Below are 14,235 nucleotides of genomic sequence, written 5' to 3'. Positions count from 1 at the left end.
CTCAGCTCAACGAGAGAGGTTGCAAATCTTGCTGTTCTTGTCGTTTTGCCGCCGCGCAAATAGTTTTCACACAGCCTCTCCGCCAAGCAGACTTTTCGCAGATCGCAGCGAACCGCACCTGCGAACCCGTTTCCACGCATTAAGTCCGGATCACGAAGACTCGGCTCTTGCATTTGTTGGTGAGGTCCGGGATCAAGTCGAGGACGCTGACGGCCCGGAAATTGACAGAGGTATCACATGACCCCCGCCGAAGAACTGCTGCACCTGCTGGACATCGAACAGCTTGAGGTCGACCTGTTTCGCGGGATCGGCGGCGGGGGAGAGACGACGACACGCATCTTTGGCGGGCATGTGATTGCGCAGGCGCTGATGGCCGCGTATCGCACGGTCGAGGACCGTCTGTGCCATTCTTTGCATGCCTATTTCATCCGCCCCGGCGATCCCGCGATCCCGGTGATCTATCAGGTGGACCGGGCACGGGACGGGGGCAGCTTTACCACCCGGCGGGTGGTGGCGATCCAGCACGGCAAGCAGATCTTCAATATGTCGGCGTCGTTTCACATCGAGGAAGAGGGCTGGGAATACCAGCATCCGATGAAGGATGTGGGCCACCCGGAGGATTGGCCGAACCGGGACGAGTTGCGCAGTACCGTGGTCGACAAGATCCCCGAACGCCACCGCGCCGATTTCCTGCGCGAGCGACCCATTGAACTGCGCGAGGTGGCGCCGCGGGATTTCTTTAATCCTGAGGCGGCGGATGATCGCAACCAGCTGTGGTTCCGGATGGAGGCCGCCAAGGGGCAGGGGCCACAGATGCAGCATTGCCTGCTGGCCTATGCTTCGGACATGAACCTGCTGGGGTCGTCATTACGTCCGCATGGGCTGACGTGGTTTCAGGGCAAGGTGATGACGGCCAGCCTGGATCACGCGATGTGGTTTCATGCGCCGATCGAATTTGCCGACTGGCATCTTTATGATCTTGATGCGCCATGGACAGGGGGCGCGCGCGGGTTCAACAGAGGCCTGATCTATGCGCAGGATGGCCGATTGGTGGCCAGCACGGTGCAAGAAGGGCTGATGCGACCGTTGAAACCGAAAGAATGATGCGGTTTATCCCCAGCGTGGCAACCTGTTGAGAGTGCGAAAATAAAGCGCTCTTCCCACAGGAAATCCCCAGGATATTCAGCGGTTCTGTCCCCAGAAAAATCATTCGGGCGCAGAGATTTTCGTTGCGCGACTCACCTCTAAGGACGCAGGCTTTAGTTAACGCGAAGGGTTGCAGACCCCAAGCGGGACGCGAAGGTCTCTTGGATCTGGAGCGGCGGAGGAACGGGTCAAACCGGACTGAAACCGTGTTGAGGGAAACGGGACGCAGGTCGAAACGAGGGGGTCTTTCAGAGCCTTTCGGGAAGGCGGCGCAAAAGCCATCGCGGGGCCGGGAAAGTTTCTAGGACTGGCACCGGTAGGGGGGACGCATCGCAAGGTGTGATCCCGCTTGCAAAGGCCTGAGAGGGCTGGAGCATTTAGACACATGTACCTTCGGGTACGTTTGTTTAGGAAGGCGTCAGGATTGCGGTTTCGGCCGCGTGCGCGGGCTTCGGTCCAAGCTCCTGACGCCTTTTTCTATCCTTTTCTTAGCCCTGCAGCGTCTTGAGTTGCTCTTTGCTCAGTCGCTCGACACCCTTGGCGTAATTGAGCGCGTTCATGTGGTAGAATTTCGCATTCATCAGGTTGGCGGCAGAATTATCGCGCGTCTTGATCAGCTTGGCGGGGCTGCCCGCGATGATCGCGTTTTCCGGAAAGACACTGCCTTCGGTTACGATGGAATGGCCGGCCACGATGGAATTGCTGCCGATCTTCGCCCCGTCCATGATGGTGGCCCCGATGCCGATCAACACCCTGTCCCCGATCTCGCAGCCGTGCAGGACGACCCGGTGCGTGATCGAGCAATCCTCGCCCACGATGGTCGGCCCGCCATAGGCCACGTGGATCATCACGTGGTCCTGGATGTTGGTGCGCGCGCCGATGACGATCTCGTGCATCTCGGCGCGGGTGACTACATAGGGCCAGATCGACGCGCCCTCGTGCACGGTCAGCCTGCCGAAAAGCTGCGCGGTGTCGTGGATGAACGCGGGATCGTTCAGCGTGACATGAGGGCCGATGTGGGGCATGGGATCAGCCAAAGACGAAGAAGCAGATCTTGTTGCCGTCCGGATCACGGGCATAGGCACCATAGAAACGGTCGGGGATGCGCTGGCCGGGTTCGCCATCGTCGGTCGCACCCAGTTCAAGCGCGCGGGCGTGCATCTTGTCCACTTCCGCTTTGCTCTCAGCGGTGAAGGCGACCATCGTGCCGTTGCCCGGTGTCGGGTCGCCCTTATCGTAGGGTTCGCAGACGGCGACCATGGGCTCCCCGCGGGCCACGGAGATAAAGGCGATGCGCCCCTGGTCGATGACGACCTTGCCGCCCTTTTCAGCGAAAAGGTCTGCGTAGAATTTCTTGGCGCGTTCCATGTCGTTCACGCCGAGGGTTACATAGCCGATCATATCAATATCCTTTGTTGTTCAGGTGTCGAGGTGGCCGAATTTGCGGTTCAGCTTGCGCATCCCGCCAATCCAGCGGTCGTAGTTTTCGACCTTGTTCTTCATGTATTCGCGTACTTCGGGATGCGGCAGGATCAGGAAGGTTTCTTCCTTGATCGCCTCAAGGCAGATCTCTGCCACCGGTTCGGGTTCCATCATCCCGTCGATGGCGGCGACGTGGTCCTCGTGGCCGCGTGTCATCTCGGTCCGTACCGCTTGAGGGCAGAGGACGGATACCTTGATGCCGTCATCGCCGTGGGTCATTGCGATCCATTCTGCAAGACCGACGGCCGCGTGTTTCGTGACCCCGTAGGAAGCCGATCCGACCTGATTGAGCAGACCAGCGGCAGAGGCGGTGTTCAGCAGATAGCCGCCGCCGCGTTCCTTCATCAGCGGGATCAGGTGCCGGGATGCCCAGACGTGGGCCATTACGTTGATCTCCCAGACGCGCTGCCATTCGTCGTTGGGGGTGTCCATGCCACCGCCCACCGCGATGCCGGCGTTTGACCAAAAGAGGTCAATCGGGCCGATGTCCCGCTCTACGCTGTCGATCATATCCTTCATCTGGACTTCGCTGGATACGTCCACGGTATAGGCAGCACCGCCCACTGCTTCGGCGGTTTCTGCCACGCCTTCGGCGTTGCGGTCCACACAGACAACTTCCCTCGCACCGGCATTGGCAAAGGCCATGCACAGCGCCTTGCCGATGCCGCTGGCGGCACCGGTTACGACACAAATCTTGTCTTGGATATCCATTGTCTCAGGTCCACATGTTGGAGCCGCCACAGACGGTCAGCGCCTGTCCGGTCATGTATTTGCTGGCGTCAGAGGCAAGGAAGACGGCAAGGCCTGCGAAATCCTCCGGCTCGCCCAGTCGGCGCAGGGGGATGTCTTCCTTGATCCGCTTTTCGACTTCCGGGTTGTCCCACAGTTCGCGCGCGAATTCGGTTTTCACCAGACCGGGGCAGATCGCGTTGAACCGAATGCCCTTTGGGCCGAATTCAGCGGCAAGGTTCCGGCAAAGGCCGATCAGCGCCAGCTTGGACATGCCATAGGTGCCCAGCATGACCGACGGCTTGAAGGCGCCGATGGAGGAGGTGAAGGCGAGCGAGCCGGAGCCTTTCTCGATCATGTCGGGCACCACCATCTGAGACAGCCAGAGGTTCGACTGTACGTTTGCCGCCATTGTTTTCTCGTAAGCGCCGTCTGGGATTTCCGAGGTTTTGCCGTAGTACGGATTTACCCCCGCGTTTCCGATCACAACGTCGATGGGGCCTGCCAGCTCGTGGGTTTTGTCCACCAGCGCCTTAAGCTGATCCTTGTAGCCCACGTTGCAGGACACGCCATAGGCCTTGCCCTTGCCACGTGCGTTGATCTGCTCGGCTGCGGCATCCAGTTGGTCCTGCTTGCGGGCAGAGATCACGACGGTCGCGCCGTGATCTGCCAGGGCGGTTGCCATTGCCAGCCCCATACCCTTGGACGCGCCCGTCAGCAGCGCGACTTTTCCGGTGAGGTCAAACAGATCGCTCATCCCATGAACCCCGAAGACCCACGCTCTGGCTGGTGCGACTTGGCGATGGCCTGACGCGCATTGCTTTCCTGATAGGTCTTCACCTCGTTGCGGGCGATGACGTGGTGGTGCACTTCATCGGGGCCGTCCGCATAACGCAGGGTACGCTGCTGTGCGTACATGCCCGAGAGCGGCGACCATTGGGAGATACCCGTTGCACCATGCACCTGCATCGCCTGATCGATGATGTCGCAGACCTGCTCCGGCACCTTGGCCTTGATCATCGACACCCAGATGCGGGCTTCCTTGTTGCCCAGCACGTCCATTGCCTTGGCGGCCTTGAGGACCAAGAGGCGCATGGATTCAATCTCGATCTTGGCGCGGCTGATGGTTTCCATGTTCTTGCCCAGATCAACGATCTTTTTGCCAAAGGCCACACGGGACAGACCGCGTTCGATCATAAGGTCCAGCGCCTTTTCCGCCTGACCAATGGAGCGCATACAGTGGTGGATGCGGCCCGGTCCAAGGCGGACTTGTGAGATTTCAAATCCACGGCCCTCGCCCCAGAGCATGTTGCTTTCTGGGACACGGACATTGGTGAACTTGATGTGCATGTGCCCGTGCGGCGCGTCGTCGTGACCAAAGACGTGCATGGGGCCGAGGATTTCGACACCCGGCGTGTCCATCGGCACGAGGATTTGCGACTGCTGGCGGAAGGGTTCGGCATCCGGGGAGGTCTTGACCATGACGATCATGATCTTGCAGCGCGGATCACCAGCGCCGGAGATATAATATTTCTCGCCGTTGATGACCCATTCGCCGTTTTCCAACACGGCGGAGGTCGAGATGTTCTTGGCGTCGGAAGAGGCAACGTCAGGCTCTGTCATGGCAAAGGCCGAGCGGATTTCACCGGCCAGCAGGGGCTTGAGCCATTTTTCCTTTTGCTCCTCGGTGCCGATCCGCTCCAGTACTTCCATGTTGCCGGTGTCGGGCGCGGAGCAGTTCAGCGTTTCGGACGCCAACGGGTTCTTGCCCAGCTCGGCGGCGATATAGGCGTAATCGAGGTTTGAGAGACCCTCACCCGTCTCGGCATTTGGCAGGAAAAAGTTCCAAAGCCCGCTCTCGCGCGCCTTCTGCTTGGCACCCTCCAGCAATTCCATCTGCCGTTCGGTATGAGACCAGCGGTTTTCCTTTGTATCGTTGATCGCGAAAAATTCGTCCGAGATCGGATCGACGTTTTCGCGGATGTGCTTGACCACTGCGTTCAGCAGCGGCTTGGCCCCATCGGACATTTCCAGGTTGTTCAGGCTGAGCGGTGAATTTGTATCGGACATTAATGTGCCTCCTATTGGCGGTTTCCGTTGCTCCGCAGGGCGTTATTTATTGACCCACTTGGGCGCGCGTTTCTCGACGAAGGCTTGGACGCCTTCCTTGAAATCTTGCGTTTGGGCGAGGGCGGCCTGCACCTCGCGTGAATACATCAGGCTGTCGGGCAGGTTCTCGCGCTTGGCCAGATCGTTCAGCACCCGCTTGGTTGCCTTGATCGAGGACGGCGAGACGCTTGCCAGTTCCTGCGCCTTTACCATGGCGCGGTCCATCAGTGCGTCTGGTGAGACGACCTCATTCACGCAGCCAAGCTTGAGCGCCTCTGTTGCGTCGATGGTCCGGCCCGAGAGCATCAGTTCCTGTGCGGCCAGCCGCCCGATGTAGCGCGACAGGCGCTGCACGCCGGAGGCGGAGGCGAAAAAGCCCACCTTGACTTCGGGCAGGGCGAATTTGGCATTATCCGAAGCGATGATGATGTCGCAGGACAGTGCCGTTTCAAACCCGCCGCCCATGGCAAAGCCGTTTACGGCGGCGATGATCGGCTTTTCCAGATCGAAGCGCGAGGACAGACCGGCAAAGCCGGAAGCGGGCAGGCCTTTCTTGAGGCCGCCCTTGGCTGTGGCCTTCAGGTCATTGCCGGCGGTAAACGCCTTGTCCCCCGCGCCGGTCAGAACAGCGACCCACAGGTCCTGATCCTCTGCAAAGGCATCCCAGCAATCCGACATCTCCTGATGCATCTCGGCATGAACGGCGTTGTAGACCTCGGGCCGGTTCATGGTTACGAGCAGGACGTTCCCCTGCTTTTCCGTCTTGATGAATTCGTAGCTCATACTTTCAGCCCTCCGGTGTCGATCTCAATGAATTTGCCGCCGTCCTTGGCGAGTTTGCGCAGTGTTTCAGCAGGTGCGAATTCAGCGTCTTCTGCCCCCAGCTTTTCCATGCGGTCCAGCACCGCCTGCGCGCCGACCATGTCGCCGTAATACATCGGCCCGCCCTTGTCCGCAGGCCAACCGTAGCCATTGAGCCAGACCACATCGATGTCCGAGGGGCGCTGCGCCTTGCTGTCTTCAAGGATTTTCACCGCCTCGTTGATCATCGGGTAGATGCAGATCTCGATGATCTCTTCCTCGGCCATGTTCATCGGGCGGGCATTGGTGATGTCGCGGATCACGCCTGCCGTCACGTTGGACGGGATCGGCGTGCGGTTCTCGTCATAATCATAGTAGCCCGCCTTGGTCTTCTGGCCGCGGCGGTCCATCTCGCACAGGGCGTCGCGAATGGGGTTTTCGGTCTTGGCCCCCTTGGACCAGCCGATGTCGAGGCCCGCAAGGTCCATCATCTGGAACGGTCCCATCTTGTGCCCGAAGGCGTTAAAGGCCGCGTCCACATCCCATGGCATCACGCCCTTGTAGACCAGCTTGTTCGCCTGTTTCTGGCGGGCAAAGAGGATGCGGTTGCCCACGAAACCGGGGCAGACGCCGACCAGCGTGGCGATCTTGTTGATCTTCTTGGCAAGGTCCATGCAGGTGGCGACCACGTCATCGGCGGTGTGCTTGGCGCGCACGATCTCAAGCAGCTTCATCACGTTGGCGGGCGAAAAGAAGTGCAGCCCGATGACGTCCTCGGGCCGCTTGGTCATGCCTGCAATTTCATTGATGTCGAGCGCGGAGGTATTGGTGGCAAGGATTGCGCCGGGCTTCATCACTGCGTCCAGCTCGGTAAAGATCTTGCGCTTGAGGTCCATGTTCTCGAACACGGCCTCGATGATCAGGTCGCAGTCGGCAAGGTCCGCGATGGCAAGCCGTCCGTCAAAGCGGCCCATGCGCGCCTCGACCTCCTCCTGCGGAAAGCGGCCCTTGTCGGCAGACCTCTGGTAGTTGCCACGCACCACACTCAGGCCCCGGTCCAACGCTTCTTGGGTGGTCTCTACGATCTTGACCGGGATGCCAGCAGTCGCAAAATTCATCGCGATGCCGCCACCCATGGTGCCCGCACCGATGATGCCAACGGTCTTGATCTCGCGCTGCGGCGTCCCTTCGGGCAGGCCGGGAACTTCCCAGGCCAGTTTGCCAGCTTCGGCGATATAAGCGCCGGTTTCTTCTGTCGTCAGGGTCTTCATACTTTAGCCTCTTGCTTTGCCAGACAGGCCGCGCGGATCGCACGGCGGTCAATCTTGTCAGTGGCACCCCGGATCAGCACGTCATGCTGAACCCAGAGGTGCGCGGGGATCTTGAATTTCGCGAGGTGGCCGTCAAGGAAGGCGGCCATGTCTGCAAGGGTGAGCGTTGTGCCCTCGCGCAGTTGTACGGCGGCACCCACGGTTTCCCCCAGCCGTTCATCGGGGACGGAAAAAGCCGCTGCCTCAAGCACATCGGGATGCCGGTGCAGCGCACCTTCGACATCCAGACAGGCGATGTTTTCGCCGCCCCGGATGATGATGTTTTTCTTGCGGTCAAGGATGGTGACGTATCCCTCGTCATCCAGCGTGCCCAGATCACCGGTGCGCATCCAGCCATCCACGACGGTTTCCGCCGTCGCCTCGGGCTTGTTGAGATAGCAGCGCATGATCTGCGGTCCCTTGACCGCAATTTCGCCGATCGTGCCATTAGGGACCGGGTTACCCTCGTCATCCAGAATAGAGAGTTCCTGAAGAGGTGGATGCAGTTTGCCTGCCGCATCGGGTCGCGCCTTGTAATCGTCGCCGATCATCCCGATGCCAAGCGCGTTGGTCTCGGTCATGCCCCAGCCGGTGGCGACTCCCGCGTTCGGAAACGTCTTGGCCAGTTGCGCGACCTGCGCGGCAGGGCGTTTCGCGCCACCCGCACCGATGTAATCCAGCGAGGGGAGGGTCTCTCCCATCCGCTTGGCCGCTTCCATCAAGTCCGCCGATTGTGTCGGAACCCCCAGCAGCCGGGTGATGCTGTTGTCGCGGATCAGGCGCACGGCTTCTTCGGCGTCCCATTTGTGCATCAGCGTGATCTTGGCCCCGGCGGGCAGGCTGAGCAGGAACACAGGATGGGTTGCCGTAACATGGAACAGGGGCGTGACCGCCAGCGCCGAGGGGCGCGGCGGCTCTGGCGCGTCCGGCTCGGGCGGGTCAACCAGCGGGGCCACCACCGATTGCATGAGCCACGAGAAGACCGCGTTCACCGCACCGCGATGGGTCTGCACGACGCCCTTGGGATGGCCCGTGGTGCCAGAGGAATACATGACCGCGAAATCATCATCCGTGTCGATGCTGACTTCGGGGGCCTGATCGGACTTGGCCGCGCCGCGCAGGGTTGAGAAATCCAGTGCCGTCTGCCCTTCACCGTCGCGCACGCCGACCAGGGTCAGGCCCAGCGTCTCGCGCAACGGCATCAGCCGTTTCATGCGTGGGCCGTCTGCGAAAACCACCTTGGCCTCACTGTCGCGCAGCGCATAGTCTAGCTCTTCGGTGGTCCACCATGCGTTAACGAAAACCACCACGCCGCCAAAGGAAGAGATCGCAAGTACCAGCATCAGCAATTCGGGATAGTTCCGCATGGCGATCGCCACGCGGTCGCACTGGCGCAGGCCCAATTCGTCCTGCATGGCACGGGCCATCCGGTAGACCGACGCAGTGAATTCGGCATAAGTGTAAGTTTCGTCCTCATAGGCCAGATATTCAAGCGCGCCATCGCCGTGCCGTTCCCAGCCCGCAGCCAGCAAAGCGGGGACGCTGGCGGGAATGTTCTTGAACGCCTTGACGGCAACCCCGCGCACTTCAACCTCTTCAACGGCAAAGGTTGGATCGGTGCTGACCACATGGCGCACAGCGTCTTCGGGTGTCATGGCCGTCATCGCGGCCCCTCATGTGCTGGCATCTGTCCCCTCCCAAGGCAGAGCGCCGGTGTCCGTCCTCCGTCAGACGTCCGACTCTTTTGCGGACAGACTAGGCTTGAAAATCGCAGGCTACAATCCCGCAGAACGGAACGTCATTCCGCTAAATTCGTCTTGGTGCGGATCAGATGACGGTGGAGCGGGCCTATGGCAGCCAATGACAGACTGCGTGGTCTGTTCAGACAGGGGTCAGGCGCTGCGACGGATGCCCGTCAGATGCAGTTCAAACCCTTCCTGAATATGGTCGGTAAAGGCCTCAAGCGCGGCACCCCGGTCCCCTGTGGCGATGACATCCACCAGCTCGATGTGATTGCCCAGCGACTTGGAGATATCTGCGTTTTCTATGGCTGCAAACAGGTGAAACGCCATCGCCCGGCCCCAGATCATGTCGAACATCTCGAGCAAGAAGCGATTTCCCGCCGCCTCCATGAAGGCGCGGTGAATCGTGCGGTTGGCGATGAAATAGTCGCGCGTGGTAGGGTCCTTGAGGTCTTCGGTCTGGCGGATCAGGACGCGCAGACGCTCCAGTTCCTCAGGGTCATTGCGGGCGGTCAGGATGCGCGCCGCCTGTCCTTCGATGGCCGCACGTGCCTGATACAGTTCAAGGGTTTCCTCTTCGCTGATCTTTGCAAGGCGGAACCCGCCGGAGTTCGCCAGATGCAGTACGCCTTCCTTTTCCAGCCGCAACAGCGCCTCGCGCACCGGCGTGCGGCTGATGTCCAGCTCTGCGGCCAGCTTTTCCTGCACCAGACGGTCGTCCGGGCCGATCTCGCGATCCATGATCGCCTGGACCAGCTGATCATAAACTTCGTCCGCCAGACGGCGGCGTTGTGTGGTAATGCTGTGGAGCGCCATGACTGCCTCGATGCGTGTATTTTGAACACTGTATACAGAAATACAGAACCCGCAACGCCCCCCTTGTCACAGGCTGAATACTGTATACAGTATCCACGAGAGAGATTCCAACATAGGGGAGAAAACGCATGTGTGGCATTGCAGGGCGGATTCTGAACGCTCCCGGAACGGTCGGGAAAGATCTTGTAGCGCTGATGGCCGCACAGGAACACCGCGGCGCGGACAGCACAGGTTTCGCGGTCTACGGCGCCCCGATGGACAGTGGTTACGTGCTGCGCGGCATGGGCTTTGACAAGTCGCAAATGGACGCTGATCTGGAGCTTTTTTGCGCCACGCTGAAAGACCACGACAGCGACTTTCTGAGCGAACCCACCATCGTAACCGATGAAAACAAGCACTACTGCTTTCGGATGGAAATCAGCGACCCGCGCAACATTGCCGCCTGGACCAGCGACGCCGACGAATTGTCGGGCCGGATCGAGGTGCAGTCCTGCGGGCGGTCCCTTGAGATCGTCAAGGACATCGGCGGGGCCGAACAGGTCAGCGAAAAGCATAAAGTGCACGATATGATCGGGACCCACGGCCTGGGTCATGCGCGGCTGGCGACGGAATCCAGCGTGCTGCCCAACGCAAGCCACCCGTTCTGGGCGCGCCCCTTTTCAGACGTCGCGATCGTGCATAACGGGCAGATCACTGACTACTATACATGGCGCGACAGGCTGCGGCGGCAGGGCTACCGCTTTCTAACAGAAAACGACTCTGAGTTGATTGCCGTCTGGGTCTCTGACCAGATGAAACAGGGCCTGACAATGGAACAGGCGCTGAAGAAATCCATCACCTCCATCGACGGTGTCTTTACCTTCATGATCGCCACGCCGGATGGCATCGGCTACGCGAAGGACCGGTTCGCAATGAAGCCGCTCGTGGTGATCGAACAGAACGGTGAACTGGCTGCAGCGACCGAAGAACAAGCGGTACGCACCGTCTTTGCCGATGAATGCGACGTGATCAACCACGATGGTCCCAGCCTTTATGGCATCTGGGGTGTGGGCAACCGGAGCATGGCGGCATGAGCGAAATCGTCATCGAAGTCGGCAAGCGCCATATCCGCGAGATCAACGAGGAAATTCAGGAAGCTTGCAAGACGGGCCAGCCCATCCGAGTGGTGAACACGCTAAGCCGCCATAACCTTGGTGTCGGTCTGCCCGATAACGTGGACATCACCTTTGAGGGGTCGGTGGGATATTACTGCGGCGGACTGAACACCGGCGCAAATATCAAGATCGAACGCAACAGCGGCTGGGCCACGGGCGAGGGGATGGCCAAGGGGCATATCGAGGTTGGCGGCCGTGCGGGCATGTCCTGCGGCGCGGCAATGATCGGCGGGACCATACATGTAAAAGGCGACGCCGGACCGCGCTGTGGGGTCGCCATGAAGGGCGGCAACATCGTGGTCGAGGGCACGATCGGCTACCAGTCGGGCTTCATGGCGCACGCGGGCAAGATCATCGCGCTGGGTGGCGCGGGGGAATCCTGTGCTGACGCGCTGTGGGAGGGCGAGGTCTGGGTCGCGGGGCCGGTCGAAAGTCTGGGTGTGGATGTCAACGTCGTGGAACCCACGGCAGAGGAAGTCGCTGAAGTGGACGCGATTCTTGAACCGCTGGGCCTTGTCGACAGCTCGCGCGACTGGCGCAAGATGATCTCGGGCCAGCGCCTTTGGTATTTCGAGAGCCGCGACGCCAGCGCGTGGCTGATGATTTGACGGGATGATGCACCCGGAAAGGTGCGCGATGAATGCGCACCCGATGGGTCAGGCAACAAGTACGGCGCGCATTCATCGCGCACCGCGAGGGGAACCGCAGCCGGACGGGCTCTGACCCGGTCCGGTTTCGACAGGAGAGAGTGACATGGCAGACAAGAACGCGGAAGGCGGACAGGCTGGCGTTGTAAACGGTGGTGACATGGATCACGCCAAGATCGACGCCCCTTATGAATATCCGTTCGAGATGGCTTCCGAGGACGAGATCCGATTTCGCGATGCCGGCGCGGTCGAGGGGCGGCCCGCCGGGGTGCCGTCATCCTACGACGAAGGAGGATCAACCCGCTGGACGCCCGAAGCGATTTCGGAAGTGCATGCGCTGGCGCAGTTGGGCCGCTATCAGGTGCGTGGCTACAACACGTTCAACAAGCAACTGCCGACCTTCGACGATCTGACGTTCGTCCCCGCCACCATGACTCGCCTGCCACTGGAAGGGTATCGCGAGAAATGTGACACGAAAACCGTGCTGGGCGGTGGCCGTGGTTTGGTTGAAAAGCCGCTTGAGCTTGATATCCCGATCTACATCGCTTCGATGTCCTTCGGCGCGCTTTCGGCCTCGGCCAAGGCATCGTTGGGCCATGGGGCTTCCAAGGTCGGCACGATGACCTGCACCGGCGAAGGCGGGATGCTGGAAGAAGAGCGCGCGGCATCGTCCCGGCTGCTCTACCAGATGTCGCCAGCCCGATATGGCGTTGACCTTGACCACCTGCGCCGCGCTGATGCGCTGGAACTGGTCGTGGGGCAGGGGGCCAAGCCCGGCACGGGCGGCCTGCTGCTGGGGATGAAAGTCAGCCCCCGCGTGTCGAAAATGCGCACACTGCCCGAAGGCGTTGATCAACGCTCAACCATCCGCCACCCGGATTTCCTTGGCGCCGACGATCTGGCGGTGAAGATCGAGGAACTTCGCATAGCCACCAATTATCAAGTGCCGATCTTCATCAAGATGGGCGCCACCCGCCCCCGCTTCGACGTGGCTGTCGCGGCCAAGGCGGGCGCGGATGTTGTGGTGGTCGATGGCGCCGAAGGCGGCACCGGGGCATCGCCTGAACTGTTGCTGAACCACACCGGCATCCCGACGATGAGCGCCATCCGCGCGGCGCGCGAGGCGCTTGATGAATGCGGCATGACGGGCAAGGTCTCTCTTGTCGCGGCGGGCGGTATCCGCTCCGGCGTGGACGCCGCCAAGTGTCTGGCCCTTGGTGCGGATGCCGTGATGATCGGCAATGCTTCCATGATCGCCCTGGGCTGCAACACGCCGCGATACATTGATGATTACACCGCTTTGGGCACCTCGCCCGGTGCCTGCCACCATTGCCACACGGGCCGCTGTCCGGTGGGCATCGCCACGCAGGACCCGGAACTGGAAAAGCGCATGGACCCGACAGCTGGCGCAGAACGCATCGCGCGCTATCTGACGGCGATGACCATGGAAATCACAGCCCTCGCCAAAGCCTGCGGCAAGTCCTCAGTCCACAACCTCGAAGTGGAAGACCTGCGCGCGCTCAGCTTTGAGGCTTCCGCCTTTACCGGCGTCAAAATGGCGGGGATCGACCGCGCCTACGACTGGTGAGGATCGCTGTCCTCGACTTCTGCGTCTGGTTGCCGGAATACCAAAGCGATCAGGCCCGTTTTGGCGCTTTGCTGGCGGCTTGGGCGTCTCGGGGCATTCCGGACGCGGATCTCACGATCATGGATATCGGCGAAGGCGAACCGTTCCCGGCACCGCAGGATTTCGACGGCTACATTATTTCAGGGTCTGAGAAAGGCGTCTACGATGACGCCCCCTGGATGCAGCCTCTGCGCGACTGGCTGGTTGCAGCGCGAAACCTCGGCAAACCGATGTTCGGTGTCTGTTTCGGGCATCAGATCATGGCAGACGTCTTTGGGGGCAAGGCGGAAAAGGTTGGCCCCGCCGAAGTTGGCGTGCGTGCGTTCGAGATCGGCGGCCAAACCGTGAACGGCCATGTCTGGCATCAGGATCAGGTGACGAAACTGCCACCCGGTGCCACGATCATCGGCAAGGCCGATTATTGCCCAATCGCCGCACTTGCCTATGACTTCCCTGCCATGTCCGTACAGTTTCACCCGGAATACTCCGGTGACTACGTCGCCACCTTTCTGCGCCGCAGCCGGGGCGAGGTGCTGTCAGAGGAAGAAACCGACGCGGCCGTCGCACAATTCGACGCCAGCACCGTCTCCGCCGATCTGTTTGCACAGCAGGCTGGCGACTTCTTTCGCGCGTATCTGGAGATCACTGCATCTTGATCCGCATCAAATGATG

Annotated in this window: 14 protein-coding genes; 5 read left to right on the top strand and 9 right to left on the bottom strand. The window is 60.7% G+C overall.

The annotated features are described in order from the left end of the window. Window positions 1-237: 237 nt before the first annotated feature. Entirely contained in the window at window positions 238-1,104 is an 867-nt protein-coding gene (locus GV827_RS19360; protein WP_164355465.1) for an acyl-CoA thioesterase, read from the top strand. 530 nt (window positions 1,105-1,634) lie between these two features. On the opposite strand, the gene GV827_RS19355 is transcribed toward GV827_RS19360, so the two are convergent. The 9 genes from GV827_RS19355 to GV827_RS19315 all read right to left on the bottom strand — a co-directional run bounded on the left by GV827_RS19355 (window position 1,635) and on the right by GV827_RS19315 (window position 10,135). After that, window positions 1,635-2,171 carry a gamma carbonic anhydrase family protein gene (locus tag GV827_RS19355; RefSeq protein WP_164355464.1) on the bottom strand — a complete coding sequence of 179 codons (537 nt, stop codon included), beginning with the start codon at window positions 2,169-2,171 and terminating at the stop codon, window positions 1,635-1,637. A gap of 4 nt (window positions 2,172-2,175) precedes the next feature. Then, window positions 2,176-2,547, bottom strand: coding sequence for a VOC family protein (locus GV827_RS19350; protein WP_164355463.1), 372 nt, complete (start codon window positions 2,545-2,547; stop codon window positions 2,176-2,178). Window positions 2,548-2,565: 18 nt separating this feature from the next. Beyond that, the gene (locus tag GV827_RS19345) at window positions 2,566-3,339 is read right to left on the bottom strand and encodes an SDR family oxidoreductase (RefSeq protein WP_164355462.1); all 774 of its coding nucleotides are present in this window, start codon (window positions 3,337-3,339) and stop codon (window positions 2,566-2,568) included. A 4-nt stretch (window positions 3,340-3,343) separates the two neighbouring features. After that, window positions 3,344-4,114 carry an SDR family NAD(P)-dependent oxidoreductase gene (locus tag GV827_RS19340; RefSeq protein ID WP_164355461.1) on the bottom strand — a complete coding sequence of 257 codons (771 nt, stop codon included), beginning with the start codon at window positions 4,112-4,114 and terminating at the stop codon, window positions 3,344-3,346. Beyond that, window positions 4,111-5,427 (bottom strand): acyl-CoA dehydrogenase family protein, encoded by a 1,317-nt coding sequence (locus GV827_RS19335; protein WP_235930453.1) that lies wholly within the window; start codon window positions 5,425-5,427, stop codon window positions 4,111-4,113. The genes GV827_RS19340 and GV827_RS19335 overlap by 4 nt, the downstream gene beginning before the upstream one ends. 42 nt (window positions 5,428-5,469) lie before the next feature. After that, window positions 5,470-6,249: an enoyl-CoA hydratase-related protein gene (locus GV827_RS19330; protein ID WP_164355460.1), complete on the bottom strand. Its 780-nt coding sequence runs from the start codon at window positions 6,247-6,249 to the stop codon at window positions 5,470-5,472. After that, window positions 6,246-7,538: a 3-hydroxyacyl-CoA dehydrogenase gene (locus GV827_RS19325; RefSeq protein ID WP_164355459.1), complete on the bottom strand. Its 1,293-nt coding sequence runs from the start codon at window positions 7,536-7,538 to the stop codon at window positions 6,246-6,248. Before GV827_RS19325 ends, GV827_RS19330 begins: the two co-directional genes overlap by 4 nt. Continuing rightward, window positions 7,535-9,241: a class I adenylate-forming enzyme family protein gene (locus tag GV827_RS19320; RefSeq protein WP_164355458.1), complete on the bottom strand. Its 1,707-nt coding sequence runs from the start codon at window positions 9,239-9,241 to the stop codon at window positions 7,535-7,537. The genes GV827_RS19325 and GV827_RS19320 overlap by 4 nt, the downstream gene beginning before the upstream one ends. 228 nt (window positions 9,242-9,469) lie before the next feature. Further along, window positions 9,470-10,135, bottom strand: a complete 666-nt coding sequence (locus tag GV827_RS19315; protein ID WP_164355457.1) for a GntR family transcriptional regulator — start codon at window positions 10,133-10,135, stop codon at window positions 9,470-9,472. A gap of 128 nt (window positions 10,136-10,263) precedes the next feature. On the opposite strand from GV827_RS19315, the gene GV827_RS19310 reads away from it, so the two are divergent. From GV827_RS19310 to GV827_RS19295, 4 genes are all read left to right on the top strand, one after another. Continuing rightward, window positions 10,264-11,208 carry a class II glutamine amidotransferase domain-containing protein gene (locus tag GV827_RS19310; RefSeq protein ID WP_164355456.1) on the top strand — a complete coding sequence of 315 codons (945 nt, stop codon included), beginning with the start codon at window positions 10,264-10,266 and terminating at the stop codon, window positions 11,206-11,208. After that, entirely contained in the window at window positions 11,205-11,897 is a 693-nt protein-coding gene (locus GV827_RS19305; RefSeq protein WP_164355455.1) for a GltB/FmdC/FwdC-like GXGXG domain-containing protein, read from the top strand. The genes GV827_RS19310 and GV827_RS19305 overlap by 4 nt, the downstream gene beginning before the upstream one ends. Before the next feature lie 145 nt (window positions 11,898-12,042). After that, on the top strand, window positions 12,043-13,524 hold the full coding sequence (locus GV827_RS19300) for an FMN-binding glutamate synthase family protein (RefSeq protein ID WP_235930452.1): 1,482 nt from the start codon (window positions 12,043-12,045) through the stop codon (window positions 13,522-13,524). Further along, the gene (locus tag GV827_RS19295; RefSeq protein WP_164355454.1) at window positions 13,521-14,219 is read left to right on the top strand and encodes a type 1 glutamine amidotransferase; all 699 of its coding nucleotides are present in this window, start codon (window positions 13,521-13,523) and stop codon (window positions 14,217-14,219) included. The genes GV827_RS19300 and GV827_RS19295 overlap by 4 nt, the downstream gene beginning before the upstream one ends. Window positions 14,220-14,235: the final 16 nt, after the last annotated feature.

The organism is Sulfitobacter sediminilitoris, from assembly GCF_010667575.1.
Lineage (GTDB): Bacteria > Pseudomonadota > Alphaproteobacteria > Rhodobacterales > Rhodobacteraceae > Sulfitobacter > Sulfitobacter sediminilitoris.
Note: the sequence above shows the minus strand (reverse complement) of the source record. Positions and strands in the feature narration are given on the sequence as shown.